This window comes from Halorussus lipolyticus, assembly GCF_029338375.1.
Taxonomy (GTDB): Archaea; Halobacteriota; Halobacteria; order Halobacteriales; family Haladaptataceae; genus Halorussus; species Halorussus lipolyticus.
In genome coordinates this window covers 3343350-3369431 of the sequence record NZ_CP119804.1, presented here as the reverse complement: position 1 = coordinate 3369431, position 26082 = coordinate 3343350, and the positions used below count along the sequence as shown (strand labels likewise).

Below are 26082 nucleotides of genomic sequence, written 5' to 3'. Positions count from 1 at the left end.
GACGCTCACCGTCTGCGCTCGGCGACGCGCTCCTCGGCGGTTTCGGCGCTGACGACTTCGTAGAGGAGGGCGGGCCGACCGTCGTCTTTCGGGCGGAGGACCCGGCCGAGGCGCTGAGTGAACTCGCGTTCGCTCCCGCTTCCAGAGAGAACGACGGCGACGGTGGCGTCGGGCACGTCAACCCCCTCGTCCAGCACGTTCGAGGTCACGATGCGGGAGTACTCTCCCTCGCGGAACCGACTCAGGATTTCTCTGCGCTCGGCGGTGGCGGTCTGGTGGGTGAGGGCGGGGAGAAGAAATCGCTCCGAGAGGCGGTACACGAGGTCGTTGTGGGCGGTGAAGACGATAACCCGGTCGTCGCGGTGGTCGGCGAGGATGGATTGGAGGGCTTGGACTTTGGCCTCGCTGTTCAGCATGATTTCGCGGGCCTGCTGTTTGGCCAGCAGGGCCTCGCGGGCCTCGGGGTCGGACCCGGAGCGTTTGACCAGTTCCTGATAGTCGCTCCCGCTCCGCATCTGGATATTCGACTTGGCGAGGTAGTTCGTGAACACCTCGTTGGCGTCTTCGTATCGCCGGCGCTCGTCGTCGGTGAGTTCGACTTCGAGGCGCTTGATGTCGTAGGGCGCGAGGTGTTCGCCGGCGAGTTCGTCGGGGTCGATGGCGTAGACTTTTCCGCCGACCAATTCGGCGACGACTTCGTGGGCACCGTCGGGGCGCTCGAACGTCGCCGTCAGGCCCATTCTGGCGGGCGCGGCCAGTAGTCTGGCGATGTCGCGGTAGCCCTCGCCGCCGAGGTGGTGAACCTCGTCGAAGATTGCCAGTCCGAACCGGTCGCCCAGTTCGTCGGCCCGGAGGTACGCCGAGTCGTAGGTCGAGACGGTGAGGGCTTCGACGGTCTGCTCGCCGCCGCCCAACTGACCGACCGGGACGCCGAACTCGGCTTCTAACTCCCGCCGCCACTGCTCCAGCAGGTCGATAGTCGGGACGACGACGAGGGTCGCGGTCCGGAGGTCCTCGATGGCCTTCAGGCCGATGACGGTCTTTCCGCTCCCGGTGGGGAGTTCGAGGACACCCCAGCGGCGAAGCCGCTGTGAGCCTCCACTCGCTTCGCTCGCGGGGACTCCTCGGCGATTCGCCTCCTCCCACGCCGACAGCGCGTCCCGCTGGTACGCTCGGAGTTCGTAGTCGGAGGCAATTTCGGGAAGGTCGGGCGCGTCGAGAACCCTGTCGTCGGCGGAAATCCCACGGCGGTCGAGGGCCTCGCGCAGGTCAGCGTACCGAAAAGCGGGCGCTCGGCGCGTCTTCGACCGGGTGTCGGCCTCGGTGTGAGGGAGGGAGAGACCGGGGTCGGCCTCGACGCGGATGGTTCCCTCCTCGAAGGTGAGCGTCGCGTCTGGCACGGCTTGGTGGGTCCTCGGTCCCCGTAGAACATAAGCGGACTGCCGTCGGTCGGCGAGCAGTCCGAGGAATAAATATAAAAGAATGATTATCTAACGATTGTATTCATTTCTTAAACACGCATATTTATTTTCGGACTGGGTATTCGAGCGAGCGCCCGCCGAGGCAGGGGCTCGCAGACGCGCGGTGTGGTTCTCCCGCCGAACGCGCGATAGCCCATCTGACGGAGGCGTCAAAAACACACCAGCCCCGCAATCCTGCTGTTCGCGCTCCCGACCACACCAAGATAGTGCAACCGGTAGAGGTTTCGAAAAGCGTTCACAGTTCCTCGGGCATCCAAAACAGAAACCCGACAACGAAACCCCACTATTCCCGGCATTTCGACGCTGAGACAGTCGTTCTCCGAGGAGACACGACTTCGAGTGGGCACGTAGATTAAGTTGCCAGACGGCGTTACCCCGATGAACACATGGGGGACCAGACCAAGCGAGAAGCGGCCCGGCTCGTGGACCGCGTTATCGAGGAGGTCGCGGCGTGGCCGCACGTCAACACCAACGAACACCGGTTCGAGGGCCGGGAGTTCACCCTCGGCCCGCGCGAGGTGGGCCACGTCCACCGCTGGGGCATCGTAGACGTGCCGTTCACCAAGCGCCTGCGAGAGACGCTGGTCGAGGACGGAAAGACCGAGAAACACCACGTCGTCCCCGAGTCGGGGTGGACTACCTACTACATCAAGGGCGAGGAGGACGTGGAGCGGGCGATTTGGCTCCTCCGGCTGTCGTACCTCTACCACGTCAACAACCTGAAGAAGACGCCCGCGGGGGCCGAGAAGTTCGAGAACGTGGACGTGGCCGACGAGTTGGCGGAGTTAGAGATTAGCGACGACGTTCGGGCGGCGTTCGAGCGGCGAGGACTACCACAGTGATGCGGAGCGGAACCTTCGACCCATCTTTTCATTCTAGTTATAATTAGAAAATTTTATTACTTGACAATTATAAAATTCGTGTATGCAGAACTCGGAATTAGATTCTGGTCGGAGGAGTTTCCTGAAACGAACAAGTGGCATTGCAGGAGCTGGAATCGGAATTGGCCTCCTCTCCTCGACGGCCGCGGCACGCGAACACGACTTGTACATCGCGGCGGCGTCCGGAGAACCCTACTACCACATCACCGTCACCGGTTCGTTCGAGAACGGTGACAGCGATATCGTCGGGCGAGTGAGCGCCGACGAGCAAATCTCGTTCACCTACACGGGGTACATGGAGAAAATAAACGTTCAAGAGACCGGTGAAATAGTCATCGAGGCGACGAATGGGAACAACTTCGATGGTTGGCGGAAGCTGACGCTGGACAACGTGGACTCAACGAGCGTCGATTACCGCGTCAACACCGCCGACGGAATCTCCGACTACGACAAGCTCGAAAGCGGCGACTCGAAGCCGACGAAAGGTGCCGGCGACGGAACCCTCGGCTCGTTCGATACAGACATCTACTACGGTCGCGGGGACTTCACCTCGGCTCGGTTCACGCTGGATGACATCTACAGCACGGACCTGACAGTCGAGTACATGGACAACGCGCCGTAGGTCGCCGGCTGAGCGCCCCCGTCGTCCCGTTTCTCAATTCTTAAACGCGCCCAACCGTTTGTATCGCACATGACCGACGAGGAGACCACCGAGCAGGTGCGGAAGGACGCCGACAGCGAGGCCGACGCCACCGAAACCGCCGACGCCGACACCGAGGCCGAGGAGCAGGAGGACTCGCTCGGCCCGACCAGTACCAAACTCGTCGCCGAGGTCGCAACCCAAGACGCCGAACTCGCCACCGACCTCGAAGCACACCTCGCAGAACTGGAGGCCGACAAGCAGGAGGCCGCCGAGCGCGCCGACGACCTCGAATCCAAACTCAAGCGCAACCGCGCGGACTTCAAGAACTACAAGAAGCGCGCCAAGAAGCGCCAAGAGCAGATGAAAGAGCGCGCGACCGAGGACCTCGTGGAGAATCTCCTCGACGTGCGCGACAACCTCAAGCGCGCCGTCGAGGACGACCACGAAAACGTCGAGAGCGTCCGAGAGGGCGTCGAGATGACGCTCAACGAACTGGACCGCGTGTTCGACGACGAGAACGTCGAGGAAATCGCGCCCGAACCCGGCACCGAGACCGACCCACAGCGCCACGAGGTCATGATGCAAGTCGAGAGCGACCAACCGGAGGGGACCGTGGCCGACGTGTATCAACCCGGCTACGAGATGGGCGAGAAGGTCTTGCGGGCGGCGCAGGTGACTGTCAGCGACGGCGAATAACACCAGAGTCGCTTTTGGGGTTTGCAGGGTTTCGGGTGTTCACTGAGGATAACGAGGGAAAACGGGAATACCGGAGCAAGGACGTTTTAGAAAGCCCCCGCCCGGTCGCGGTCACGTGAGCGAAGCGAACGTGACCTTGGAAGACGCGGTTTGTCTTCCAGCGGTCGCTCAGCGACATATCGCTGGCCTCTCCGCACCACCCGGCCAGCGATAGGGGTCGCTGAGGCGACTAAACTGCACGCGACCGGGCGGCCCCTTTCAGTCCACCCAGACGTAGGTTTGGTTGGCCAAGCATTTGCTGGCGGTTGTTCGGCCGAGCGTTCGCCGACAGGCGCGTCGCCGAGCGAGGCTTGTTCGTGTTCGAGTTCTGCGAATTATTTCGACTGGTCGAGAACTGGTAGAATTGCGGTCCGATATATAAGTATGTCATTCACGGGCATAGGACATTTCCAAAACCGCAAGACGGCGTAGGGTTTTCTCTGCGAGCCTGTACGCCGAGACTAGCAAGGCTTAAACAGCAGAACCCGCAACGTATCGACAACATGGCGAGCAACAAGATTCTGGGCATCGACCTCGGTACCACGAACAGCGCGTTCGCGGTCATGGAGGGCGGCGACCCGGAGATTATCGTCAACAGCGAGGGCGACCGCACCACGCCCTCGGTCGTCGCCTTCGACGACGGTGAGCGTCTCGTCGGGAAACCCGCCAAGAACCAGGCGGTCCAGAACCCCGACCACACGATTCAGTCCATCAAGCGCCACATGGGCGAGGACGACTACACCGTCGAAATCGACGACGAGGAGTACACGCCGGAGCAAATCTCGGCGATGACCCTCCAGAAAATCAAACGAGACGCCGAGGAGTATCTGGGCGACGACATCGAGAAGGCGGTCATCACGGTCCCCGCCTACTTCAACGACAAACAGCGCCAAGCGACCAAGGACGCCGGCGAAATCGCCGGCTTCGAGGTCGAGCGCATTGTCAACGAGCCGACCGCGGCCTCGATGGCCTACGGGCTTGACGACGAGTCCGACCAGACGGTCCTCGTCTACGACCTTGGTGGGGGTACCTTCGACGTGTCCATCCTCGACCTCGGCGGGGGCGTCTACGAAGTCGTCGCCACGAACGGTGACAACGACCTCGGAGGCGACGACTGGGACGAGGCCATCATCGACTATCTGGCCGACGAGTTCGAGAACGACCACGGCATCGACCTCCGCGACGACCGACAGGCCCTCCAGCGACTCAAGGACGCCGCCGAGGAGGCCAAAATCGAACTCTCGTCGCGCAAGGAAGCCGACATCAATCTGCCGTTCATCACCGCGACCGACGAGGGTCCGGTCCACCTCGAAGACAGCATCACTCGCGCGAAGTTCGAGAGTCTCACGTCGGACCTCATCGAGCGGACTGTCGGCCCGACGGAGCAGGCCCTCGAAGACGCGGGCTACGACAAGGGCGACATCGACGAGGTAATTCTCGTGGGTGGCTCGACCCGAATGCCGCAGGTTCAGGAGCAGGTCGAGGAGATGACCGGCCAAGAACCGAAGAAGAACGTCAACCCCGACGAGGCCGTCGCGCTCGGCGCGGCGATTCAGGGCGGCGTCCTCTCGGGCGACGTGGACGACATCGTTCTGCTCGACGTGACGCCCCTCTCTCTCGGTATCGAGGTCAAGGGCGGTCTGTTCGAGCGCCTCATCGACAAGAACACCACCATCCCGACCGAGGAGTCCAAGGTCTTCACCACGGCGGCGGACAACCAGACCTCCGTACAGGTCCGAGTGTTCCAAGGCGAGCGTGAAATCGCCGACGAGAACGAACTCCTCGGCGAGTTCCAGTTGACCGGCATCCCGCCGGCCCCGGCCGGAACGCCCCAAATCGAAGTCGGCTTCAACATCGACGAGAACGGCATCGTCAACGTCTCCGCCGAGGACCAAGGTTCGGGCAACTCCGAGGAGATTACCATCGAGGGCGGCGCTGGTCTCTCGGACGAGCAAATCGAGGAGATGCAGGAAGAAGCCGAGAAGCACCAAGAGGAAGACCAGAAGCGCAGAGAGCGCATCGAGGCCCGCAACGAGGCCGAGAGCGCGGTCCAGCGCGCCGAGACCCTGCTGGACGAGAACGAGGACGACATCGACGACGACCTCAAAGCCGACATCGAGGCCGAAATCGAGAGCGTCCAAGAGGTCCTCGGCGACGAGGACGCCACCAAAGAAGAACTCGAAGACGCCACCGAGAGCCTGAGCGAGGAGCTTCAGGAAATCGGCAAGCAGATGTACCAGCAACAGGCCCAAGCCGGTGCTGGCGGTGCCGGACCGGGCGGCGCTGGTGCAGGACCCGGCGGCGCGGCGGGCGCTGGCCCCGGCGGCATGGGCGGTCAGGCCGGACCCGGCGGTGCCGGTCCGGGCGCTGGCGGCGACGACGACGAGTACGTGGACGCCGACTTCGAAGACGTTGACGACGAGGAGGAGCAATAGCGACGACGAGTCGTCTGCTCGTCAGAGCTTGCCTCTGACGGTGTTGACGACGACGACGAAGACAAGTAGTGACGAATAGCGACGAGGTGGATTCGCGGTCGGTCGTCCGCGAACCCGCGCGCCGACGAAATCGACCGACGTTTCTTTCGAGGTGAAAAAACAGTCAGTGGTGAGTTCACACGCTGACCGGTTCAGTTTGGGAATCGGGGTCCCGTCTCCGCGGTTCAGCGGTAGCTACGGGTAAATCTGGTCTCCGTTGAGCGTCACTCTGACACAGCAGTCCGTCTGAGATTCGTCGACGACGAGGTTCGCCGAGTCGTACCAGATGACGTCTACGTCGTCGCCCGAGGAGGCGATGGTACCGTCCAGAGCCAGTCCCGAATCGAGGTACTCCCAGTTGTCGTCCGACTCCAGTTTCTCCCACTGGACACTATCGGCCTGTCCGAAGATGAGTCGGTAGTCCTTCTCGCTGTCCGCGTTGAACGGTTCGACTCGGACTTCGTTTGCCAACTCGGCCGCGCCCGTTCCCGACAGGGCCGCCGTCCCGAGCGTTGCGGCGCTTGCAGTAGCCGTAATCCGTTTCAGTGCGTCCCTCCGCGAAACATCTTCGTGTGACATCACTCACTTGTTGGGATTCTATCCATTTGAAATTGTTGGCAAAAACTAATTAAATTAGTAACTCTTACTCTGTATATTGCTCCCGGTTCGTCTCGCAGAACGAGGCCGTTTTACTCAGCGGTCGGGACGACTCGGCAACGCACCCTTGAAGTAACTCCATCGTTTATCGACTGACAACGAATGAGCGAGGACTTCTACGACGTACTCGGCGTGAGCAGGGATGCCGACGAGGACGAAATCAAGGACGCCTACCGCGAGAAAGCGACCGAGTACCACCCCGACGTGAGCGACGACCCCAACGCCGAGGAGAAGTTTAAGCAGGTCAAGAAGGCAAAGGAAGTGCTGACCGACGACGAGAAGCGCCAAGCCTACGACCAGATGGGCCACGAGCGATTCGAGCAGGCCGAGAAACGCGGCGGATTCGACGGCGGTCGCGGCGGCGCTGGCGGTGCCGGCGGCATGGGCGGCGGTCCCTTCGGCGGCGGCATGGGCGGCGGTGGCAACATGGGCGGTGGCATGGGCGACATCTTCGAGCAGTTCTTCGGCGGCGGGAGCGGCGGTCGCCGGTCCAACCGGGCGCAGAAGGGCCAAGACCTCCGAACGCGCCTGACCATCGACCTCGAAGACGCCTACGAGGGCGTCCAGAAGCAGGTCAGCGTCCGCAGACCCGAGACCTGCGACGACTGCGACGGCGAGGGCCACCCGCCGGGCACCGATTCGCACACCTGCGAGGAGTGCAACGGTCGCGGGCAGGTCACGCAGGTCCAGCAGACGCCCCTCGGCCGGGTCCAGCAGACCCAGACCTGCCGTCGGTGTGGCGGCGAGGGCGAAATCTACGCCGAGACGTGTTCGACCTGTAACGGCGACGGCACGGTCCGCAAGGAGGCCACCCTCTCGGTCGAGGTCCCGGCGGGTATCCAGTCGGGCCAGACCCTCCAGATGGAGCGCGAGGGCGCACCCGGCGAAAACGGCGGGCCGAACGGGGACCTCCTCATCGAGGTCGAAATCGAGGACCACCCGGACTTCGAGCGCGAGGGCGACGACCTGCGCTATCAGGAACCCATCTCCTTCCCGCAGGCCACGTTCGGCGACACCGTGCAAATCGAGACCTTCGACGGGACCGTCGAGATGGACGTGCCCGCGGGCACCCAGAGCGGCGAGACCTTCCGCCTGAAGGACAAGGGCATGCCGCGCCTCCGGCGGCGCGGCCACGGCGACCTCTACGTGAAAGTGCAGGTCGTCACCCCCGACAGCCTCAACGACGAGCAAAAGGAGGCCCTCCAGCAGTTCGCCGAGGCCGGCGGCGAGGAGGTCAGCGTGGACGAGGGGTTCTTCGAGAAGATTAAAAACTCCTTCTAAACGACCTTTTTATTGCGAGAGCAAAACCGGCGTCACCGCCTCAGAAGCGCCTTCGGTGCTTCTTCGACAGTTCCTTGGTCCGCTTGCTCCTCCCTCCGGTCGTCGCTCGCGGTGAAACAGCGCAGAGCGCCGTATGCTACTGCGCCCACCCGCGGTCGAATCGCTGGCCCGTCGGTGGGCAGTCTCGCCGCGCACGCTAGAATGAATTCGACTGTCTGGTTGTAGACAACCTTCTGCGTTTAGAAAAGACGTGAAAAGGTTTCTTTAGGAATTGTTTTGTTGTCTTTATCCGTAGTCCCCTCCAACTGGCCCGTCGGCTTTTCCCTGTCTATCTCTGACTCCGACCCGAATGAGTGAAACCGAGCAACCGCTCGACGGGACGACGGCCGCGGTCCTCGTCGCGCCAGAGGGCACCGAGGACGTAGAGTTTGCACAGTCGAGAGAAGCGGTCGCCGACGCCGGGACCGAGGTCGAAGTCCTCAGCACCGAGGCCGACGACCGGACGCTCACGTCCTATCCGAGCCTTCAGACCGACGTTCGGAACGCGGGCGGCGACTGGGTTGACGAGGAGGTCGTCACCGACGACGGTCTCGTGACCAGTCGCAAGCCCGACGACCTCGACGCCTTCTGCGAGACCATCGTCTCGGAACTCGCCGGCGAATCGTAGACTGGGCCGGACGCCGCGAGGAGCCGAACTTTTTGACCGCGGGGTTCCTACTCGGTACCGATGCCGCCAGCGCCCCAGTACGAGTCGTTCGCCGCCGTCACGATGCTGGTCCTCGGCCTGCTCATCGTCCTCGCGCGGGCCTCCGAAGCGATGTTCGAAGACCCCGAGGAAGCCGAGGACGCTACTGTAGAGACCGATGCCGACGACGGAACCGACGAGTGGGACGCCAGCGAGCCCCGGATTCCCGCGACCGGCGCGGCCCGAATCGAACAGCACACCGACACCGGCGAGGGCCGCATCGAGCGCCGGATTCTGGACGACGAGAACGACCCGTGGAACGACGAGAGCGACTGGGACGACGGGCCGGACCGAGACGACACCCCGTGGGGCGAAAACGAGGCCGAGGCCGACGCCCGACGAGCGCGGGCGCAGGCCGCCCCACGCGAGGAGGCCGAACTCGACTTCACGACCGGCGCGCTGTTGGCCAACGTGGCGTTCAGTCAGGGCCTCTTCGGCGTGGCAATCGTCGGCGCGGCGTGGATTGCCGACCTCCCGCTGGTCGCCCTCGGGGTCAGTCCCGCCGACCCGTGGAACCTCGGTCTCCCGGCGGTCGCAATCGGTGTCGGCGTCGGTCTCGCGCTCTACGTCGCTAACGAACTCTCCGCGAAAGTCGCCGACGCAGTGGGCGTGGACTACTCCGAGGGACTGCGCGAGGCGCTGGCCCCGGACTCGCTGGGCGGGTGGGCGATTCTCCTCGGCGTCGTCTTGCCCGTCATCGCCGGGTTCGAGGAACTCCTCTTTCGGGCCGCGCTAATCGGCGCGTTCTCCGCGGGATTCGGTATCTCACCGTGGGTGCTGGCGGTCTTCTCGACCGTCGCGTTCGCCATCGGCCACGGCGCACAGGGACCCGGCGGCGTCGCCGTCACCGGCCTGCTGGGGTTCGCGCTGGCCGCCGCGTTCGTCGTCTCGGGTAGCCTGCTGGTCGTGGTGGTCGCCCATTACCTCGTCAACGCGCTGGAGTTCGTGGTTCACGAGGGACTGGGCATCGAGTGGGCCTGAGCCAAACCCTTTTGCGCGGACGCCCCCAGTTTTCCGACGAGAGCGATGTCCGAAAGCGCGACGCCGAACGAGTTCGCACCTACCGACAGTGACGAGACCGACGGCTTCTTCGGCCTCGTCGCGGGCCTGTACGCCGCCACTCTGCTCGCGCCCGCCGTCGCTATCCTCACAGCGTTCGTGACCGACGACGCCGCCGCGCCGTTTTTCGGCTTTCTCGGTTCGGTCGTCGCGTTCGCGGGTCTCGTCGGGTGGTACGCTCGCCCGAAGTCGGTCGCGGTCCGCCTCGGACGCTCGCGGTGGATTTGGCTGGCCGTCGTCGCCCCCTTTGGCTACGCCGGAGTCCTGTTCCTGACCATCTCTGCCGGCCTCGGCGGTGCGGGCGTCGGTGCCTCGATGGTCGGGATGATAGCCGGAATGTTCGTCGGGATGGGGTTCGCCGTCGCGGCGCGGAACCGCTACGCGAAGGCCGCACTCGACGGGGCCGACGAGTACGTTCGGTTCAGTGCCCGCGCACCGAAGCGTGACCGGCGGGTTCACTACGTCGTCCTCGGAGCGGGCGTCGTCGTCACCTTCGCGGGTCCGGTGGTTGCGTGGCTGACCGACCTCCACGTCGCGGAAAACACGTTCTATCTCGTCGGTCCCTTCCTCGGCGGGTTGGCTGGACTCACCGCCGAGCGAACCTTCGCAGTCACCGACGCCGGACTCCTCGTGGACCAGCGCGTCTCCAAGAACCTCCGGCCGTGGGACCAGTTCGAGAGTTTTTCGGTGAGCGACGATGCCGTCGTCGTCCGTCGCGCTGGCCGGTCGCTGTTCGGACTGCGGGACGTTCGCCGAGACGCCAGCGACATCGAAGACCCGGATGCAGTCGCCGACGCGCTCTCGGAATTTCTACCGCGAGAGGAGTAAGACGGTTCTCCTCCGCGAACGACGAGACGAGGCGACTCCAGTCGTCGGTGCATCCAGTGAGAAAAAGGTGGTAAGTTACTTTGCACCGGACCGCAATTTTTGCGATATATGGACACGCTCGAAGACGTGGACGAGGTTGTACACGAACCCAGCGACGAGTTCGTGGAATCGACGAACGTCTACCAGTTCATGCAGAAGTACGACATCGAGGACTACGACGAACTCATCGAACGAACGACTTCGGACGTGGAAGGCGTCGAGGAGTCCGGCGTCGAGTGGTTCTGGGACGAGATGGTCGAGTACCTCGGCATCGACTTCTACGAGGACTACGACACCATTCGAGATAACAGCGAGGGACCCCAGTTCTCGGAGTGGTACGAGGGCGGCGAGTTGAATATCGCGCACAACGTCGTGGACCGCCACGCAGAACCCGACAGCGAGACCCGGAACAAGGTCGCCACCATCTGGGAGGGCGAGGACGGCGAGGTCCGGGAAATCACCTACCACGAACTCGCCCGCCAGTCGAACAAGGTGGCTAACGCCCTCAAAGAACGAGGCATCGAGGCCGGCGACTCGGTTGGCCTCTACATGCCGATGGTGCCGGAGGTCGTCTCTATCCTCTACGGCGCGTTCAAGGTCGGCGCAATCGTCGTGCCCATCTTCTCCGGATTCGGCGTGGACGCGACGGCGACCCGCATCGAGGACCCCGAGTGCAAGGTGCTGTTCACTGCCGACGGGTTCTACCGACGCGGCGACGAGGTTCTGCTGAAGGACGCCGCCGACGAGGCCATCGACCAAGCGGGCCACGTCGAACACACCATCGTCTACGAGCGACTCGGCCACATCTCAAGCGACGAGGTGTCGCTGAAGTGGCGGAGTAGGGACGAATCGTGGGACGAGGCGGTCGAAACCCAGTCCGACGAGTTCGATACCGAGTCGATGGCGTCGGGCGACGAGTCGATGCTGTTGTACTCGTCGGGGACCACCGGCAAGCCCAAGGGCATCGTCCACACCCACGCCGGGGCCTTGATGCAGTCCGCCAAGGAGATTTACTTCGGCTTCGACCACAAACCGAGCGACCGGTTCTTCTGGGTGTCCGACATCGGGTGGATGATGGGACCGTGGACGCTTATCGGCAACCACGCCTTCGGCGGCACCGTCTTCATGTACGAGGGAGCGCCCGACCACCCCGAACCCGACCGGTTCTGGGAGATGATAGACCGCCACGGCATCTCGACGTTCGGCATCTCGCCGACCGCGATTCGGGCCTTGCGGAAGTACGGCGACGAGTACGTCGAGAAACACGACCTCTCGACCCTGCGACTGCTGGGTTCGACCGGGGAACCGTGGGACCCCGAGAGTTGGATGTGGTTCTACGAGAAGGTCGGCAACAGCGAGGCACCCATCATCAACATCTCCGGCGGCACCGAAATCATGGGCTGTTTCCTGATGCCGATGCCGATTCAGTCGCTCAAGCCCTGTACCCTCGGCGGGCCGGGTCTCGGCATGGACATCGACATCGTGGACTCCCAAGGCGAATCCATCGCCGACACGCACGAACGCGGCTTCCTCGTGGCCCGCGATTCGTGTCCCTCGATGACCAAGAGCCTCTGGTCGGGCGACGAGCGGTATCTGGACGAGTACTGGTCTAGCTTCGAGGACCCGCCGCTGTGGGACCACGGCGACTGGGCCCAGAAGGACGAGGAGGGCTTCTGGTTCCTCCACGGCCGGGCCGACGACGCCATCAACGTGGCGGGCCGGAAGGTCGGTCCCGCGGAGGTCGAGGGCGCGCTCATCGACCACGAGGCCGTGAATCAGGCCGCCGCGGTCGGGGTCCCGGACGACACCACCGGGCAGGCCGTGGTCGCCTACGTCATCCTCGAAGACGGCTTCGAGGCCACCGACGACCTCCGGGCGGAACTCCGCGGGCAGGTCGGGGGCGAACTCGGCAAGCCCTTCAAGCCCCGCGAAGTCCTGTTCGTGAACGAGTTCCCCAAGACCCAATCGGGCAAAATCATCCGGCGGGCCATCGAAGCGACCTACACCGGCGAGGACCTCGGCGACATGAGCAGTATCGAGAACCCCGAGGCGCTCGACGAACTGGAAAACGCCGAGTAGTCTCGCGTCCTGTCTTTCGAGCGTCAGGCGCACCCCATCCGCACTTCGACCGCGCCGCCGGACGCGACTGCTACCACTAGCTGGCAGTAGTCGTCCGGCCCTCGTCGCTCGAACGACTGGGATTCGCGGTCGTCCACTGTCACGACGAACCGATACTGCGCGTCCTCGTCAGCTACTCCGTCGAGCGAGACTGTCTCTCCCGGTGCGAGTACCGCCTCGACTTCGAAGCCGTCGGTCTCGCTCGACTTGTTGGTCGGGTCCTCTGCCGGGGCGGTCGTCGCTCGCTCGTCGCGGGAGAAGGGGACGCGGGGCATACACCTGCCGACGGACCTTTCGGACTAAAGGGAGGTCCTCTCCGGACGAGTCTCCTCGATGCGGGCCGAGGGCGTATCCGCTCGGACGAGACAACAAAAACAGTCTCAAAGAAATCAATATCATTGTTTAAATCCCCTATATATGTTTCTGCAGGTCGAACCGACGCCACTTTTCCGCCACCGTCCTAACCGCCGACCATGAACGCACTCGGTGACCTCGTGGCCCGCGACCGGCGCTCGGAGGAGACCGCACTCGTCGCCCCCCGCGAGAACCGGACCTACGACTACCACCGGTTCTGCACCACGGCGTGGAAGACCGGCAACTTCTGGCGGCGGCGAGGAGTCCACGACGAGGCCACCGTCGCAGTCGCCGACGACCCCGAACCCGAGGCCGTCTTCTCGCTCCTCGGGGCGGCCCTGCTGGGCGCGCGGACCCGGTTCGGCCTGCCCGCGACCGGCGAGACCGGTGACTCCGGCCAGACCGGCGACTCCGAGAAGGCCGCCGACCTCGACGCCCGCGTCGTGGTCGCGCCCCACGACGAAATCGGCGACTACGAGGTCCCGCCGGGGTGCCAGCGCGTCGGGTACGGCGGACCGCCCGACGACCCCGCGATAGCCCACTTCGAGCGCGACGTGTGGAGCGAAAACCCCTCGTTCCCCGAGACGCCCATCGACCCCGAGACGGTCGCGCTAGTGGCCGACGGCGACGAATTCACCCACGCCGACCTCCTGACCGCCGCAGAGGAGGTCGCCGACGACTGGGGCCTCGAACCCGGCGACGAGGTGGCCGTCCGCGCGCCCCTCGCCGACCCCGGAACGGTCGTCGCCGGCCTCGTTGCTCCGCTGGTGGCGGGCGCGGCCGTTCTGTTCCCCGACGACGAGACCGCCGGTGACTTCGCAGTCGTCGCCGAATCCGGCGACTCGCCCGGTGAGCAGACACCGGAGTCCGAGACTATCGCAGTGTCTACGGTCGTGTAGGTTGCTCGTCGGCCCGGCGTCCTCCTTTCGTCCCGGTTCACTCCGAACTATTATTACACTCGTACTGGAACTACCGCCGGAATGTCAGTTACCGAGAAATCGATAGCGGTGGCCCGTCGGGTGTTCGTTCGCCTCGTCGCCTCGGTCCGAGAGTTCGCGCTGATAGCCGTCTACGCCGCCATCGTCGTCGCCGTCTCAGCGCCGACCATCATCGCTACCGGCGCGGCGATGTACTGGGTGAGCGTCCACCTCGGCTTGGAGGGTCCCGTCCGAACCGCCTACTTCGGCGTCGGCGTGGTGGTCCTCATGTTCGTGTTCGCCATGCTCCACCGGTTCGTCCAGCACGTCGGCCGGGCGCTCCTCGGGGCGACCCGAGAACCGTACTATCAGGTCTGAGGCACAAAAAATAGCGACTGCCCGCAGGGGACAGTGACTTACTCGGCGGGAATCTCGTCCTCGAACTCGATTTCCGCGTCGTCCGACCCGGAGAGAATCGAGGCGACCGCAACCGAACCGCCGGTCAGGAGGCCGATTTTCGTGCCGTCGCCGCCGACCGCGCGGACGGCCAGCGTTGCGACCACGAACGCGACGATACCGCTCAGGAGGCTCTTTTTGAGTCCCATACTCACCCTTACGACAGGTAGCGTAAAATAGGTATCTATCGTTCTCGGCCAGCGAAACCGACCGCCGGGTCGCTCGAAACGAACTGGCCGGAACGAATCGGTCGAGATGAATCGGTCGAAACGCGAAGAAAAGCGCGCCGAGTTACTGGGGACTCGGACTACCGGTGCCCTGACGGCCAACCTGCCGTTCGAGGGCCGACCCGGTGATGTTCTTCAGGCGGTCCACGAGACTGTCCTTCTCGGCCTCGCCTTCGAGGGCGACCTCCAGCACTTCGCTGATGTGGGAGACGGGGATGATTTCGATTTGGTCCTCGTACTCCTCTTCTATCATCACGTCGTCCTCGTTCGCCGCGGGGATGATAACCCGGTCGAGACCCGCCTTCGCGGCGGCCTCGATTTTGTGGGTGACGCCGCCGACCGGAAGCACGTCGCCCCGGACCGACAGCGAACCGGTCATGGCGAGGTCCTGCCCGACCGGAATGTCCTCCAGCGCGCTGATGACGGCCGTGGCGACCGTGATGGACGCCGAGTCACCGTCGACGCCCTGCTGGCCGGCCTGCACGAACTGGATGTGAACGTCCTTCTCGGTGATGTCCTCGTCGCTGAACTTCTTGATGATGGCCGAGACGTTCTGGACCGCCTCTTGCGCCATCTCCTTGAGTTGTCCCGTGGCGATGACCTCGCCGGGACCCTGCGAGGGCGTCACCTCGGCCATCACGGGCAGGACGATACCGGAGTCCTCGCCCATGACTGCCAGTCCGTTGACCCTGCCGACGACCTCGCCCTGATTGACGGTGAGTTCGTAGTCCTTTCTGCGCTCGATGTAGTCGTCGGCGACCTGTTGCTCGATGGAGCGACTGCGGCGCTTGGCCTGTAGCACGTCCTCGCGCTCGGTCTGGTCTTTGTTCTCGGCGCGAGCGATGTCGCCCGCGACCCGAACCAGTCCGCCGAGGTCACGCAGTTTGAGCGTGAGGTGGTCCTTGCGACCCGACCGACGCTGTGCTTCGAGGATGATTTCCTCGACGGCCTCCTCGTTGAAGTGCGGCAGGCGGCCGTCTTTTTCGACCTCTTGGGCGATGAACCGGGTGTACTTCCGGCGCATCTCCGGGGTGTCGTCGATGGTGTCGTCCATGTAGACCTCGTATCCGTACCCCTTGATGCGGGAGCGGAGCGCCGGATGCATGTTCTCCATCGCGTCCATGTTCCCCGCGGCAATCATGATGAAGTCACAGGGGACGGGTTCGGTCTGGACCATCGCGCCCGAGGAGCGCTCGGACTGGCCCGTGATGGAGAACTCGCCCTCCTGAATCGCGGTCATCAGCTTCTGCTGGGACCGGATGTCGAGGGTGTTGATTTCGTCCACGAACAGCACGCCCTTGTTGGCCTTGTGGATGGCTCCCGGTTCCACGCGGTCGTGGCTCGGGGTCTCCATCCCGCCGGACTGGAAGGGGTCGTGGCGAACGTCGCCCAGCAGGGCACCGGCGTGGGCACCGGTGGCGTCCTCGAAGGGCGCGGTGGTCTGGTCGGCGTGGTTGACCAGCAGGTTCGGAATCATCGCGTCGTTGCCCCGCGACCCGTAGCGGAACGCGAGGTAGATGACGCCGGCCGCGAGGATGCCCAGCAGGGGCCGGGTTGCGATGAGGAGCGAGTAGCCGACCACGATGGCGATGATGACCCACATCAAAAAGGAGCGCATCTGGTTGCGCTTGCGGGCCTCCTCTTTGTGGGCCTCGATAATCTGGTCGCCCTTCCCCGCGGGGACGGTCCGAACCTTCGGTTCGTTGCCGTCGTCGGGGTTGTGGTAGACGAGGACGTCCTGTAGGTCCTCCTTCGGCAGGAGTTCGCTCATCGCCTTCGCCAGCATCGACTTCCCGGTACCGGGCGTGCCGATCATCATCACGTGGCGGCGCTGTTTGGCCGCCTTCTGCACCACGTCGCGGGCGTGGTCCTGCCCGATGACCTGATCCACCAGTCTATCGGGAATTTCTATCTCGTCGGTGGTCTCGATCTCCAATCCGCCAAGCAGGTCCTCCTCGACTGCTTCGTCGTCCGCGATGTCGGGTTCGACATCACTGCCGAGGTCTTCGAACTCCGAGCCCCCCTGCTCGGTCGTCTGCTCCGGCGGCGGAGCCTCGTTATCGGTGTCCTTACTCATAGAACTGTCCTGTACGTGTCTGAATTGAGGGCTGGAGAATTGATATACTTTCTCCCTCGATTCGCCCGAGGAGGTTACGTCGAACTCACCGCGATACGGGCTGAAAACCCGGTTTCTACCAAACGCGGTAACTCGCCACCCTTATAAAACCACACCGTGCAACGGTACAGTATGACTCGCGGATTTTACATCGGGCGGTTTCAGCCCTACCACAACGGCCACCACAACGTGGTCCAGAGCATCGCCGAGGAGGTAGACGAGTTGGTCCTCGGCATCGGAAGTGCGGGCGACTCTCACAGCCAGCACGACCCCTTCACCGCCGGCGAGCGAATCATGATGATAACCAAGTCGCTGGTCGATTCGGACCTCGTGACCTACGCGGTCCCAATCGAGGACTTGGACCGAAATTCCGTCTGGGTCAGCCACGTCCAGAGCATGAGTCCGGACTTCGACGTGGCCTACTCGAACAATCCGCTGGTCATCCAACTGTTCGAGGAGGCCGGCGTCGAGGTGCGCCAGTCGCCGATGTACAACCGCGACGTGCTGGAGGGCACCGAGGTCCGCGACCGGATGATAGAGGGCGACGACTGGGAGAGGTTGGTGCCGGACGCGGTGGTCGAGGTTGTCGAGGAGACCGGCGGTCTGGAGCGGATTCAGCGCGTGAGCGATTCGGACTCGAACGGCGAATAGCACGTTTTGGGTAGGGGGCGTTTTCTCGACCGGTCGCTCTGAATTATACGATTAGAGTTCGGCATCGGAGTACCGAAGTCCCAGAAAGCCCACGACCGGTCGCGGACGCTCCGGCGGATATATTCGCTCTCCGCACCGCCCGCGAAGATAGAGCCGCCGGAGACGACCATGCAAGCACGACCGGGCGTGCCCTTTCAGTCCGACCGCGCCGCAACCGCAGGCCTCACACCTCCCCAACCTCCTCGCTCGCTTCGCTCGCTCGTCCCTCGCACGAAACGGCGCACCCACTGACGGGGTGCGCCAGCGCGCGCCAACCCCAAAGAATTGTTCAGCCATTTTTAGGAATTGTAATTCAATTCTTAGACCACAAATAGTTGTTTTATCCCGACACCACATCCTCGACCGCTCCCGAACTAGTGCGTTTTAGACGCCAGAAATAGAAGTGATGAGCGACAATGATAACGCTCGCTTCAGACTTCGGCACGCCCTACCCCGCCGCGATGAAGGGCGTGATGCTCCAGCGGACCGACGCGCGACTGGTGGACGTAGCCCACGATTTCCCCCGGCAGGACGTGCGGTCCGCCGGGTTCTGGCTCCGGGAGGTCCTGCCGTACTTCCCGCCCGCGGTCCACCTCGTCGTCGTGGACCCCGGCGTCGGCACCGACCGGTCTGCGCTGGCGATTCGGGCGGGCGACCACGCGCTCGTCGGCCCGGACAACGGGGTCCTCCTCCCGACAGCGAGAGCACTCGCTGGCGACGACATTGAGGTCTTCGAAGTCGAGTATCTGGACCCCGAAAGCTCGACTTTCCACGGGCGAGACGTGTTCGCGCCTTTTGCGGCCGAAATCCACGAGGAGGGCGTCGAGTCCTTCCACGAACGCGACGACGTGACGCCAGTCGAGGACTACCAAGACCTCCGGTTCCCCGAGCCAGCAATCGAGGACGGCACGGCGGTCGGCGAGGTCCTCGTCGTGGACGGGTTCGGCAACGTCGTCACCAACTTGCCCAGCGACCTGCTGGCCGACCGCGAGGAAGTGACCGTCAATGGCGAGTCAGCGCCGGTCGTGCGGGCCTACGCCGAGGTCGGCCCGAACCGACGCCTCGTCACGGTCGGAAGCCACGGCAACGTCGAACTCGCGGTGAACCGCGGCCGAGGAGACGACGCCTTCGGCGTCTCGGTCGGTGACGAAATCAGAATCGAGTGAGGGGCCGGCCCTCGGTCACTGCGCTCGCTCTCCGGTTTGGTCGTCGTACCGCGAGGCCACGCTGACGAGGCCGAACAACAGCGCCAGCACCCCTGCGGTCAGGGCCATCCCGAACACCGCCATCGAAACCGGCGTCATCTGGAAGGAGACGACGCCCAGCAGGTCCATCGACACCGCTCGATTCTGGCCGGACGCGCCCACGACTGCGCCGATGCCGCCCGCGAGGAGGACGACGATGACCGCGCCCGCCCCGAAAATCGGTCTGCTGGAGATGCGCTCGTCAGTACTCACGACCGGACGTTAGAACCGACCGCGATTATGGCTATCGGTACTGGTTCAGGCGCTCTTTGAGGTCCGCGGCGGCCTCGCCCGCGGCCTCGTCGAAGGGCAGGTCGGACTCCTCGCCCGAGAAGATGATGCCTCGGGTCGAGTTGACCAGTCCGGCACCGTTGTCGGCCGTGGCGTGGGTCGCCGCGGCCTCCGCGTCGCCGCCCTGCGCGCCGACGCCGGGGACGAGGAACGGGAGGTCCGGCACGCGCTCTCGGACCGAGCGTAGCTCTGCGGGCGTGGTCGCGCCGACCACGAGACCCACGTTGTCGTTGTCGTTCCAGTCGCTAGCGAGGTCGGCGACGCGCTCGTAGACCAGTTCGCCGCTGGCGAGTTCCAACTCCTGTAGGTCCGCGCCGCCGGGGTTCGAGGTCCGACAGAGGAGAAAACAGCCGGCGTCCTCGCGGTCGAGGAAGGGGGCCAGCGCGTCCTGTCCGAGGAAGGGATTGAGCGTGATGGCGTCCACCGAGTCCAGAATCTTGGCGTACTGCCGCGAGGTGTTGCCGATGTCGGCGCGCTTGGCGTCGAGCAGGACCGGGACGCCCGTCTCGTGGGCGTGTTCGACCGTCTGCTCCAGTGCTTTCCAGCCCTCCGAGTCCTCGTAGAACGCGGCGTTGGGCTTGAAGACGGCGGCGTGTTCGGCGGTCGCGTCGATGATTCGACGGTTGAACTCCCAGCGCGGCAGGTCGGCGTCCCGGACCGCCTCGGGCAGGCGGTCGGTATCCGGGTCGAGTCCGACCGAGACGATGCTGTCGATGTCGGCGATGCGGTCGGCGAGTCGGTCGAAGAACGTCGTCATTGCCCCGGATTTCCGGGGGCGCGGATACAAAGGTTGCTACTCGGCCGCGGTCCCGAACGTCGGGCGTCACCGCCGCCGCGTCTTGTCCGACCACAAATATGATAACAAATTTATAATCGGGGTGCAGAGACAGGAGCATGTCGGTAGCAAACGACGATTCGCCGACTGGTCTCCTCGGCGAGAAACTCGGCGTCTTCCTCATGGGCATCGGCCTCGGCTATCTCGTCGCCATCGAGGCCACCGTTTCCGGCGGCGACGAAATCAGCTACGTCGGCCTGTCCACGATTACGCTCGGCGTCCTCGTCTCGGCGTACTTCCGGCGAGACGAAAACTGATACTGCTGGCCGAGATTCGACGTAGAACCCGCGCCGGAATCAAATATACTTCTTAAGCAGAGGATTACAATTTTGCACTCCGGGCTGGTGGATTACCTGCTAGCAAAAAAGGCCGTGTTTGGGCAGGGACAGGCTTTTGAGGTTGCTACCCGAACGTGCAATCAATATGGCAACTCGTGCGGGACGCGATTCGGGGAATCCGCGTCGGGAAATCCACCTCGTTCAGGAGGACGACGGATGGTGGTCGGCCATCGACGAGGAGACTGGGGTCGCAAGTCAAGGCGAAACTCGGAGCAAAGCACTCGACAATTTGGACGAGGCAGTCGCGCTCACGAAGGAAGCGCGGGCCGAGGACACGGACGCGCCGGAACCTGACGCGCCGGAACCTGACGCGCCGGAACCTGACGCGCCGTGGTTCGATGAATAACTGTGGTATCACGCGACTTTTCTGGGCGTGACGTAATCAGCGCGCTCACGATTTCAACTACCGAAAGGACCGACAGCGCGGCAGTCACGTGATTCTGAAGTACACGAATCCTGATACAGGAGAAGTCCGAACCGTCACGGTCCCACTCCACGACCGAATACGCACCGGGACACTGCAGTCAATAGCGAATCAATGCGGTGCGGAAGACTTCGAAAGTTGGTGCGAGTGGGTCGATGAGCATCGGTGAAGGGCACGTACTAAACCCCTTGCTCTCCCACCAACGCTTATGAGAGCCTTCGCCCCCGGAAGCGTCACCGCCGTCTTCGCGCCGGGCGAGACGGCAGACCAGTCGAAGGGCGCGAGCGTCGCCATCGCCGACGGGATGATTGCGGACGTACAGCAGGCCCGAGACGAGACCGACCGTGACGGACCACTCGTCACGGTCGGCGGCGAACCGACCGCTTTCGAACCGGTCGAGTTGGCCCTCGGAAAACTCGACCTGCCGGACGCGGCGGTTCGCGCCGACCTCACCGCCGAGGTCCCCATCGGCAGGGGGTTCGGCGCGAGCGGGGCGGCCACCCTCGCCACCGTCCTCGCTGTCAACGAGGAGTTCGACCTCTCGATGACCCGCGAGGACCTCCTCGAAGTCGCCCACCGCGCCGAAGTCGAGGCCGGGACCGGTCTCGGCGACGTGTTCGTGCAAAATCGCGGCGGCCTCGTGGTCGGCGACGGTGGGGAACCACAGAAGTTCGCGCGTGAGACGACCATCGAGTACTCGTCGTTCGGTTCCATCGCCACCGAGGGCGCCTTGGCCGACGACGACCTGATGGCTCGCGTCCAGCGCGAAGGCACCGCCGTTCTCGACGCGCTCCCCGACGACCCCGCACTCGCGGACCTGACCCGGAAATCGTGGGCGTTCGCACAGGCAATCGACCTGCCGACCGAGGAGGTCCGCGAGGCGGTCGAAGCGGTCGAAGCGGCGGGTGGGACCGCCAGCATGGCGATGGTCGGCGAAACCGTGTTCGCGGTCGGCGTCGAGGGTGTGCTGGAGAACCAGACTGAGGTGTGTCCCGAGGGCGCGGAACTGCGATAAAAAGGAAAGTCCGAGAGAACGGCCGCTACGAGATCATTCCGCCGCAATCACGTCGTCGATGCGCGCAATCATCGTCGCGGCTTCGGTCGCCGACTCGAAGGCCTCGCGCTTGACTGCGGCGGGGTCGAGGACGCCCGCTTCCACGGGATTGCCGACCTCGCCGTGTTCGCCCTCGGCGATGATTCCGGCCCGGCCCTCGTTGTCGTCGTTCTCGGCGCGGAGGTCCACCAGTCCGTCGATGGGGTCCATGCCGGTGTTCTCGGCGAGGGTGCGCGGAAGCACGTCGAGGGCGTCGGCGAAGGCCTCGACCGCGAGTTGCTTGCGACCTTCGACGCTGGCGGCCTCCTCGCGCACTCGGTCGGCAGAGACGATTTCGGTCGCGCCAGCGCCGGGGACGACGCCGCCGGTGTCGAGCGCGGCAGTCACCACGTCGATGGCGTCCGAGAGGGCGCGTTCGAGTTCGTCCACGACGTGTTCGGTGCCGCCCCGAATCAGCATCGTGACCGCCTCGGCGGCCGCGCCGCCCTCTACGAACGCGAGGTCGTCGTCGCCGAAGGTCCGGACCCGGACCGTCTCGGCGCGTCCGAGGTCGGCGTCCTCGATGTCCGCGACCTTGCTGGTCCTGCTCGCGCCGGTCGCGGAGGCGATGGCGCGGGCCTCGTCGTCGCCGACGCTCTCGAAGGCGAGGAGGCCCGCGTCGGCGAGGAAAGCCCCGGCGCGGTCGTCGATGGAGTCGGTCGAGAAGACCACATCGACACCGGCCTCGGCGAGCGCGTCGGCGTATTCGCGGAGTTCGCGCTCCTCGGCGTCCATCGCGGCGGTGAGTTGGTCCACGTTCTCGACGCTGTACTCGGCGTCGATTTCGGTCTCGCGGACGCCGAACTTCTCGTCTACGACCGCGATGGTGGCGTCTTCGACCTCGGTGGGCATGTTGGCGTGGACCGCCTCGGCGTCGCTGATGACGCCCTCCACGAGTTCGGTGGCGGACGAGGAGCCACCGGTCTGAGTGTGGACCCGGATGTTGTCGCGGACGACGCCCTCGTCGCCCTCGACGTGGCGGACCGCCCGGACCACCGCGTCGGCGAGTTTGTCGGTGGTCACGTCGCCGGTGCCCTTACCGGTCATGCTCGACTCAGCGACGTGCCGGAGGAGTTCGTCGTCCAGTTCGTCGTCAAGAACGAGGTCATCGACCGCGCCGAGGGCCAACTCGCGGGCCTCGGCGTAGCCTTCTACGATGGTCGTCGGGTGTACGTCGTCGTCCAGCAGTTGCTCGGCCTTCGACAGCAGTTCGCCCGCCAGCACCGCCGCGGTCGTAGTCCCGTCGCCGACTTCCTCCTCTTGGGCCTCAGCGACTTCGACAATCATCTGGGCGGCGGGATGCTCGATGTCCATCGTGTTCAGGATGGTCGCGCCGTCGTTGGTGATGGTCACGTCGCCGGTGTCCGTGACCAGCATCTTGTCCATCCCGCGAGGCCCGAGCGTGGTGCGTACCGCCTCGCTGACCGCCCTCCCGGCCGAGATGTTCGACTTCTGTGCGTCTCGGCCCTGCGTTCGCTCGGTCCCCTCCGCGAGGACGAACATCGGTCGGCCTCCCATGCGTTGCTGTCCGGAGTGTGAGTCTGCCATGGTTACTCCCCGTCTAAAAGATGTCTAAACTTCTATATAAACTTTACTCGCAGTTCGTGTCGAGTGGTACCACAAATGATGGTCCTCAGACCGGCCGAATACCGACATCCATCCCACCCATTTCCAACTTCAACAAAAAATATTGCTCTTTCAAGAATTTGAGACTGCCGAAGACCGCCTACTTTTTGTAATAGCAGTTCGTCGTTTCGAACGAGTGAGCTAAACAAATGTCAGTAGACAGCTACAAGCACGGCGTGTATGGCGTGCAGGACGACGAGATTTCTGCGGAGGTTCGAGTATGAGTCGGTCGAACAAAAACTGGTGGCCCAACCAGTTGAGTTTGGACATCCTCGATAAGAACACTCAGGAAGTCAGCCCGATGGGCGACGAGTTCGACTACGCCGAGGAGTTCCAGAAACTCGACCTCGACGAGGTGAAAGACGACATCGAAGACGTGATGACGACCTCGCAGGACTGGTGGCCCGCCGACTACGGCCACTACGGGCCGCTCTTTATCCGGATGGCGTGGCACAGCGCCGGGACCTACCGAACCAGCGACGGTCGCGGCGGTGCCTCCGAAGGTACTCAGCGGTTCGCTCCCCTGAACAGTTGGCCCGACAACGCGAACCTCGACAAGGCCCGGCGACTCCTCTGGCCCGTCAAGCAGAAGTACGGCAAGAAGCTCTCGTGGGCCGACCTGATGATTCTGGCGGGGAACGTCGCCATCGAGTCGATGGGGGCCAAGACGTTCGGCTTCGCCGGCGGCCGCGAGGACGCCTTCGAACCCGACGACGCCGCCTACTGGGGACCGGAAGACGAGATGGAGGCCTCCGAACGCTTCGACGCCGACGGCAAACTCCACGAGGGCCTCGGTGCCACCGTGATGGGCCTCATCTACGTGAACCCGGAAGGCCCGGACGGGAATCCGGACCCGATGGCGTCGGCGGAGAACATCCGCGAGTCGTTCGGTCGCATGGCGATGAACGACGAGGAGACCGCCGCGCTCATCGCCGGCGGACACACGTTCGGAAAGGTCCACGGTGCCGACTCCGGTGACAAACTCGGTCCCGAACCCGAGGCCGCGCCCATCGAACAGCAGGGTCTCGGTTGGGAGAACGAGTACGGAACCGGCAAAGGCTCCGACACCATCACCAGCGGCATCGAGGGGCCGTGGACCCAAGCACCCACCGAGTGGGACACCGGCTACATCGACAACCTGCTCGACTACGAGTGGGAACCCCACAAGGGTCCCGGCGGCGCGTGGCAGTGGAAACCCAAGGACGAGGACCTCCACGACACTGTGCCGGACGCCCACGAGGAGGGCGAGACCCAGACGCCGATGATGCTGACGACGGACATCGCGCTGAAGCGCGACCCCGAGTACCGGGAAATCATCGAGCGGTTCCAAGACAACCCGATGGAGTTCGGCATCAACTTCGCCAAGGCATGGTACAAGCTGACCCACCGCGACATGGGACCGCCCGAGCGGTTCCTCGGCCCGGAAGTCCCGGACGAGGAGATGCTGTGGCAGGACCCGGTTCCCGACGCCGACTACGACCTCATCGGCGACGACGAGGCCGCCGACCTCAAAGCCGAGATTATCGACTCGGACCTCTCGGTCTCCCAACTCGTCAAGACCGCGTGGGCCGCGGCATCGACGTACCGCGACAGCGACAAGCGCGGCGGCGTCAACGGCGCTCGCATCCGCCTCGAACCCCAGAAAAGCTGGGAAGTGAACGAACCGGCAGAGCTGGAGACGGTGCTGGAGACCCTCGAACGGATTCAAGAGGAGTTCAACGGCTCGCGCTCCGACGAGACGCGCGTCTCGCTCGCCGACCTCATCGTGCTGGGCGGCAACGCGGCCGTCGAGCAGGCGGCGGCCGACGCCGGATACGACGTGGAAGTGCCCTTCGAACCGGGTCGGACGGACGCCTCCCAAGAGCAGACCGACGTGGAGTCGTTCGAGGCCCTCAAGCCGACGGCGGACGGGTTCCGTAACTACCGCTCGGACGAGGCCGACGAGCCGGCGGAGGAACTGCTGGTTGACAATGCGGAACTGCTGAACCTGACGCCCGGCGAGATGACGGCGCTCCTCGGCGGCATGCGGGCGCTGGACGCGAACTATCAGGGTTCGGACCTCGGCGTCTTCACCGACCAACCGGAGACGCTGACCAACGACTTCTTCCGGAACGTCCTCGACATGGGCTACGAGTGGGACCCGGTCTCGGAGGACCGCGAGGTCTTCGAGGTCCGCGACCGTGAGACGGGCGAAGTCGAGTGGAAGGGGTCCCGCGTGGACCTCATCTTCGGCTCGCACTCCCGACTCCGCGCTCTCGCCGAGGTCTACGCCTCGGACGACGGCGAGGAGAAATTCGTGCAGGACTTCGTGGACACGTGGTCGAAGGTCATGAAGCTCGACCGCTTCGACTTGGAGTACGCTGAATAAGACTCCTCTACGTTTCCTTTAGCAATATTTTGTTGTCTTAAAAGATTGTCTTGTTGTCCTAAATAGTGGTTGTGACCACCGGCATTAGTGTGAACGTCTACTGAAGTCCCGCCCGAGAGAAGTTCGACCGGGCGCACCCTGCCGGTTGTTCGTCCGGGCGTT

At 64.1% G+C, this 26082-nt stretch carries 26 protein-coding genes; 18 read left to right on the top strand and 8 right to left on the bottom strand.

What is annotated here, in order from left to right:
• Positions 1–5: 5 nt before the first annotated feature.
• Positions 6–1400: a DEAD/DEAH box helicase gene (locus P2T57_RS16950; protein ID WP_276300403.1), complete on the bottom strand. Its 1395-nt coding sequence runs from the start codon at positions 1398–1400 to the stop codon at positions 6–8.
• 467 nt (positions 1401–1867) lie between these two features.
• On the opposite strand from P2T57_RS16950, the gene P2T57_RS16945 reads away from it, so the two are divergent.
• The 4 genes from P2T57_RS16945 (at position 1868) to dnaK (ending at position 6175) form a co-directional block, all read left to right on the top strand.
• Positions 1868–2323, top strand: a complete 456-nt coding sequence (locus P2T57_RS16945; protein ID WP_276300402.1) for a luciferase domain-containing protein — start codon at positions 1868–1870, stop codon at positions 2321–2323.
• 82 nt (positions 2324–2405) lie between these two features.
• The gene (locus tag P2T57_RS16940; protein WP_276300401.1) at positions 2406–2984 is read left to right on the top strand and encodes a twin-arginine translocation signal domain-containing protein; all 579 of its coding nucleotides are present in this window, start codon (positions 2406–2408) and stop codon (positions 2982–2984) included.
• A gap of 69 nt (positions 2985–3053) precedes the next feature.
• Positions 3054–3701, top strand: coding sequence for a nucleotide exchange factor GrpE (locus tag P2T57_RS16935; RefSeq protein ID WP_276300400.1), 648 nt, complete (start codon positions 3054–3056; stop codon positions 3699–3701).
• Between the two features lie 542 nt (positions 3702–4243).
• Entirely contained in the window at positions 4244–6175 is a 1932-nt protein-coding gene (dnaK, locus tag P2T57_RS16930; protein ID WP_276300399.1) for a molecular chaperone DnaK, read from the top strand.
• Positions 6176–6409: 234 nt separating this feature from the next.
• Here the strand turns inward: dnaK and P2T57_RS16925 are convergent, their stop codons facing one another.
• Positions 6410–6793 carry a twin-arginine translocation signal domain-containing protein gene (locus P2T57_RS16925; protein WP_276300398.1) on the bottom strand — a complete coding sequence of 128 codons (384 nt, stop codon included), beginning with the start codon at positions 6791–6793 and terminating at the stop codon, positions 6410–6412.
• A gap of 180 nt (positions 6794–6973) precedes the next feature.
• Between P2T57_RS16925 and dnaJ the strand changes: the two genes are divergently transcribed.
• The 5 genes from dnaJ to P2T57_RS16900 all read left to right on the top strand — a co-directional run bounded on the left by dnaJ (position 6974) and on the right by P2T57_RS16900 (position 12902).
• Positions 6974–8152: a molecular chaperone DnaJ gene (gene dnaJ, locus P2T57_RS16920; RefSeq protein ID WP_276300397.1), complete on the top strand. Its 1179-nt coding sequence runs from the start codon at positions 6974–6976 to the stop codon at positions 8150–8152.
• A gap of 349 nt (positions 8153–8501) precedes the next feature.
• Positions 8502–8819, top strand: a complete 318-nt coding sequence (locus tag P2T57_RS16915) for a DJ-1/PfpI family protein (protein ID WP_276300396.1) — start codon at positions 8502–8504, stop codon at positions 8817–8819.
• A gap of 60 nt (positions 8820–8879) precedes the next feature.
• Positions 8880–9878 (top strand): CPBP family intramembrane glutamic endopeptidase, encoded by a 999-nt coding sequence (locus P2T57_RS16910; protein ID WP_276300395.1) that lies wholly within the window; start codon positions 8880–8882, stop codon positions 9876–9878.
• Between the two features lie 45 nt (positions 9879–9923).
• Positions 9924–10784, top strand: a complete 861-nt coding sequence (locus P2T57_RS16905; protein ID WP_276300394.1) for a hypothetical protein — start codon at positions 9924–9926, stop codon at positions 10782–10784.
• Between the two features lie 108 nt (positions 10785–10892).
• On the top strand, positions 10893–12902 hold the full coding sequence (locus P2T57_RS16900) for an AMP-binding protein (RefSeq protein WP_276300393.1): 2010 nt from the start codon (positions 10893–10895) through the stop codon (positions 12900–12902).
• A gap of 23 nt (positions 12903–12925) precedes the next feature.
• On the opposite strand, the gene P2T57_RS16895 is transcribed toward P2T57_RS16900, so the two are convergent.
• Entirely contained in the window at positions 12926–13216 is a 291-nt protein-coding gene (locus P2T57_RS16895) for an Ig-like domain-containing protein (RefSeq protein ID WP_276300392.1), read from the bottom strand.
• 198 nt (positions 13217–13414) lie between these two features.
• Here P2T57_RS16895 and P2T57_RS16890 point away from each other — a divergent pair, with 198 nt between their 5' ends.
• On the top strand, positions 13415–14194 hold the full coding sequence (locus tag P2T57_RS16890; protein WP_276300391.1) for an acyl-CoA synthetase family protein: 780 nt from the start codon (positions 13415–13417) through the stop codon (positions 14192–14194).
• 81 nt (positions 14195–14275) lie between these two features.
• On the top strand, positions 14276–14590 hold the full coding sequence (locus tag P2T57_RS16885; protein ID WP_276300390.1) for a hypothetical protein: 315 nt from the start codon (positions 14276–14278) through the stop codon (positions 14588–14590).
• Between the two features lie 38 nt (positions 14591–14628).
• Here P2T57_RS16885 and P2T57_RS16880 read toward each other — a convergent pair whose 3' ends face one another.
• Both P2T57_RS16880 and lonB read right to left on the bottom strand, forming a co-directional pair.
• Positions 14629–14817 carry a hypothetical protein gene (locus tag P2T57_RS16880; RefSeq protein WP_276300389.1) on the bottom strand — a complete coding sequence of 63 codons (189 nt, stop codon included), beginning with the start codon at positions 14815–14817 and terminating at the stop codon, positions 14629–14631.
• A gap of 142 nt (positions 14818–14959) precedes the next feature.
• On the bottom strand, positions 14960–16972 hold the full coding sequence (lonB, locus tag P2T57_RS16875; RefSeq protein ID WP_276300388.1) for an ATP-dependent protease LonB: 2013 nt from the start codon (positions 16970–16972) through the stop codon (positions 14960–14962).
• A gap of 171 nt (positions 16973–17143) precedes the next feature.
• Between lonB and P2T57_RS16870 the strand changes: the two genes are divergently transcribed.
• Positions 17144–17662: a nicotinamide-nucleotide adenylyltransferase gene (locus P2T57_RS16870; RefSeq protein ID WP_276300387.1), complete on the top strand. Its 519-nt coding sequence runs from the start codon at positions 17144–17146 to the stop codon at positions 17660–17662.
• A gap of 455 nt (positions 17663–18117) precedes the next feature.
• Positions 18118–18867 (top strand): SAM hydrolase/SAM-dependent halogenase family protein, encoded by a 750-nt coding sequence (locus P2T57_RS16865; RefSeq protein ID WP_276300386.1) that lies wholly within the window; start codon positions 18118–18120, stop codon positions 18865–18867.
• 15 nt (positions 18868–18882) lie between these two features.
• Here P2T57_RS16865 and P2T57_RS16860 read toward each other — a convergent pair whose 3' ends face one another.
• Both P2T57_RS16860 and pyrF read right to left on the bottom strand, forming a co-directional pair.
• The gene (locus P2T57_RS16860; protein WP_276300385.1) at positions 18883–19158 is read right to left on the bottom strand and encodes a DUF7520 family protein; all 276 of its coding nucleotides are present in this window, start codon (positions 19156–19158) and stop codon (positions 18883–18885) included.
• 31 nt (positions 19159–19189) lie between these two features.
• Positions 19190–19993 (bottom strand): orotidine-5'-phosphate decarboxylase, encoded by an 804-nt coding sequence (gene pyrF, locus P2T57_RS16855; protein WP_276300384.1) that lies wholly within the window; start codon positions 19991–19993, stop codon positions 19190–19192.
• Positions 19994–20130: 137 nt separating this feature from the next.
• Here pyrF and P2T57_RS16850 point away from each other — a divergent pair, with 137 nt between their 5' ends.
• From P2T57_RS16850 to P2T57_RS16835, 4 genes are all read left to right on the top strand, one after another.
• Complete coding sequence (locus tag P2T57_RS16850; protein WP_276300383.1) at positions 20131–20328, top strand: hypothetical protein; 198 nt, start codon at positions 20131–20133, stop codon at positions 20326–20328.
• 166 nt (positions 20329–20494) lie between these two features.
• Positions 20495–20755, top strand: a complete 261-nt coding sequence (locus P2T57_RS16845) for a type II toxin-antitoxin system HicB family antitoxin (RefSeq protein WP_276300382.1) — start codon at positions 20495–20497, stop codon at positions 20753–20755.
• A gap of 88 nt (positions 20756–20843) precedes the next feature.
• Positions 20844–21002, top strand: coding sequence for a type II toxin-antitoxin system HicA family toxin (locus tag P2T57_RS20300; protein WP_337250807.1), 159 nt, complete (start codon positions 20844–20846; stop codon positions 21000–21002).
• Positions 21003–21041: 39 nt separating this feature from the next.
• Positions 21042–21848 (top strand): pantoate kinase, encoded by an 807-nt coding sequence (locus tag P2T57_RS16835; RefSeq protein WP_276300381.1) that lies wholly within the window; start codon positions 21042–21044, stop codon positions 21846–21848.
• A gap of 33 nt (positions 21849–21881) precedes the next feature.
• On the opposite strand, the gene thsA is transcribed toward P2T57_RS16835, so the two are convergent.
• Positions 21882–23444 (bottom strand): thermosome subunit alpha, encoded by a 1563-nt coding sequence (thsA, locus tag P2T57_RS16830; RefSeq protein WP_276302127.1) that lies wholly within the window; start codon positions 23442–23444, stop codon positions 21882–21884.
• Positions 23445–23772: 328 nt separating this feature from the next.
• Between thsA and katG the strand changes: the two genes are divergently transcribed.
• Positions 23773–25920 (top strand): catalase/peroxidase HPI, encoded by a 2148-nt coding sequence (katG, locus tag P2T57_RS16825; protein ID WP_276300380.1) that lies wholly within the window; start codon positions 23773–23775, stop codon positions 25918–25920.
• Positions 25921–26082: the final 162 nt, after the last annotated feature.

What these genes read in the sequence shown, in the direction of transcription:
- dnaJ (WP_276300397.1), top strand. Translation starts at nt 6,974, where the DNA reads ATGAGCGAGGACTTCTACGACGTACTCGGCGTGAGCAGGGATGCCGAC.
- katG (WP_276300380.1), top strand. Translation starts at nt 23,773, where the DNA reads ATGAGTCGGTCGAACAAAAACTGGTGGCCCAACCAGTTGAGTTTGGAC.
- P2T57_RS16895 (WP_276300392.1), bottom strand. Translation starts at nt 13,216, where the DNA reads ATGCCCCGCGTCCCCTTCTCCCGCGACGAGCGAGCGACGACCGCCCCG.
- P2T57_RS16935 (WP_276300400.1), top strand. Translation starts at nt 3,054, where the DNA reads ATGACCGACGAGGAGACCACCGAGCAGGTGCGGAAGGACGCCGACAGC.
- P2T57_RS16835 (WP_276300381.1), top strand. Translation starts at nt 21,042, where the DNA reads ATGAGAGCCTTCGCCCCCGGAAGCGTCACCGCCGTCTTCGCGCCGGGC.
- P2T57_RS16880 (WP_276300389.1), bottom strand. Translation starts at nt 14,817, where the DNA reads ATGGGACTCAAAAAGAGCCTCCTGAGCGGTATCGTCGCGTTCGTGGTC.
- P2T57_RS16890 (WP_276300391.1), top strand. Translation starts at nt 13,415, where the DNA reads ATGAACGCACTCGGTGACCTCGTGGCCCGCGACCGGCGCTCGGAGGAG.
- dnaK (WP_276300399.1), top strand. Translation starts at nt 4,244, where the DNA reads ATGGCGAGCAACAAGATTCTGGGCATCGACCTCGGTACCACGAACAGC.
- thsA (WP_276302127.1), bottom strand. Translation starts at nt 23,444, where the DNA reads ATGGGAGGCCGACCGATGTTCGTCCTCGCGGAGGGGACCGAGCGAACG.
- P2T57_RS16905 (WP_276300394.1), top strand. Translation starts at nt 9,924, where the DNA reads ATGTCCGAAAGCGCGACGCCGAACGAGTTCGCACCTACCGACAGTGAC.
- P2T57_RS16915 (WP_276300396.1), top strand. Translation starts at nt 8,502, where the DNA reads ATGAGTGAAACCGAGCAACCGCTCGACGGGACGACGGCCGCGGTCCTC.
- P2T57_RS16925 (WP_276300398.1), bottom strand. Translation starts at nt 6,793, where the DNA reads ATGTCACACGAAGATGTTTCGCGGAGGGACGCACTGAAACGGATTACG.
- pyrF (WP_276300384.1), bottom strand. Translation starts at nt 19,993, where the DNA reads ATGACGACGTTCTTCGACCGACTCGCCGACCGCATCGCCGACATCGAC.
- P2T57_RS16850 (WP_276300383.1), top strand. Translation starts at nt 20,131, where the DNA reads ATGTCGGTAGCAAACGACGATTCGCCGACTGGTCTCCTCGGCGAGAAA.
- P2T57_RS16870 (WP_276300387.1), top strand. Translation starts at nt 17,144, where the DNA reads ATGACTCGCGGATTTTACATCGGGCGGTTTCAGCCCTACCACAACGGC.
- P2T57_RS16845 (WP_276300382.1), top strand. Translation starts at nt 20,495, where the DNA reads ATGGCAACTCGTGCGGGACGCGATTCGGGGAATCCGCGTCGGGAAATC.
- P2T57_RS16945 (WP_276300402.1), top strand. Translation starts at nt 1,868, where the DNA reads ATGGGGGACCAGACCAAGCGAGAAGCGGCCCGGCTCGTGGACCGCGTT.
- P2T57_RS16900 (WP_276300393.1), top strand. Translation starts at nt 10,893, where the DNA reads ATGGACACGCTCGAAGACGTGGACGAGGTTGTACACGAACCCAGCGAC.
- P2T57_RS16885 (WP_276300390.1), top strand. Translation starts at nt 14,276, where the DNA reads ATGTCAGTTACCGAGAAATCGATAGCGGTGGCCCGTCGGGTGTTCGTT.
- P2T57_RS16910 (WP_276300395.1), top strand. Translation starts at nt 8,880, where the DNA reads ATGCCGCCAGCGCCCCAGTACGAGTCGTTCGCCGCCGTCACGATGCTG.
- P2T57_RS16865 (WP_276300386.1), top strand. Translation starts at nt 18,118, where the DNA reads ATGATAACGCTCGCTTCAGACTTCGGCACGCCCTACCCCGCCGCGATG.
- lonB (WP_276300388.1), bottom strand. Translation starts at nt 16,972, where the DNA reads ATGAGTAAGGACACCGATAACGAGGCTCCGCCGCCGGAGCAGACGACC.
- P2T57_RS16940 (WP_276300401.1), top strand. Translation starts at nt 2,406, where the DNA reads ATGCAGAACTCGGAATTAGATTCTGGTCGGAGGAGTTTCCTGAAACGA.